We start from the raw sequence: 859 nt of genomic DNA, 5'->3' as shown, positions 1-859 counted from the left end.
GCGGCCCGACGCCGTCCGGATCACCTCCAAGGACCCTTGGTGATGACCCCTGCCCTCAGTACGCCCGCGCGCCCCCGGCGGCCTGGTGCTCGTGACACCGCCCCCGGGCCGTACGCGGCCGCCGACGCCGCGGTGACCGAGCTGGCCCTCGCGGCCCGCGACGGCTCACCGCTGGCCGTCGAACGCTTCGTGCGCGCCACCCGGCTCGACGTGTGGCGCTACGTGGCCCACCTCAGCGGCGACCGTCAGGCCGCCGACGACCTGACACAGGAGACCTACCTGCGCGTCCTGTGCAGCCTGCCCCGGTTCGAGGGGCGGTCCTGCGCGCGTACCTGGCTGCTGTCCATAGCGCGCCGGACGGTCGCCGACCGCTTCCGGTACGCCGCCAGCAGGCCCCGGCTGTCCGACACCGCCGACTGGCAGCTCGTGGCGGAGCGCACGCAGCCGCGCGGTCTGCCCGGCTTCGAGGAGGGCCTGGCCCTGCGCGAACTGCTGGACGCCCTGCCCGTCGAACGCCGGGAGGCGTTCGTCCTGACCCATCTGGTCGGCCTGCCGTACGCGGAGGCCGCCACCGTCACCGGCTGCCCGGTCGGAACGGTGCGTTCGCGCGTGGCGCGCGCCAGGACCTCGCTGATCCACGCCATCGAGGCCGCGGAACTCGTCGCGGCCTGACCCCCCGGTGGGAGGGCGGCTCCCGGAGCCGCCCTCCCGTCCCACCCTCCAAGGAGTTCACCCCCATGTCGCTTCCCCGGACCCCCACTCGCGGTTCGCTGCTGCTGCGTCGTGCCGTGCTGACCGGCGGCCTCGCCGCCGCGACCGTCCTGGCCGGTGCCGGAGCCGCGTTCGCCCACGTCACCGT

Annotated in this window: 1 protein-coding gene; it reads left to right on the top strand. The window is 75.4% G+C overall.

Going from position 1 to position 859, the window contains the following annotated elements; genetic code table 11:
• The first annotated feature begins 42 nt into the window (after positions 1-42).
• Positions 43-672 (top strand): sigma-70 family RNA polymerase sigma factor, encoded by a 630-nt coding sequence (locus K7472_RS32230; protein WP_222982813.1) that lies wholly within the window; start codon positions 43-45, stop codon positions 670-672.
• Positions 673-859: the final 187 nt, after the last annotated feature.

The sequence above is a fragment of the Streptantibioticus parmotrematis genome (assembly GCF_019890615.1).
Taxonomy (GTDB): domain Bacteria; phylum Actinomycetota; class Actinomycetes; order Streptomycetales; family Streptomycetaceae; genus Streptantibioticus_D; species Streptantibioticus_D parmotrematis.
Note: the sequence above shows the minus strand (reverse complement) of the source record. Positions and strands in the feature narration are given on the sequence as shown.

Bases quoted from the DNA above. Each gene is read 5' to 3' on its own strand.
- K7472_RS32230 (WP_222982813.1), top strand. From the start codon at position 43: ATGACCCCTGCCCTCAGTACGCCCGCGCGCCCCCGGCGGCCTGGTGCT.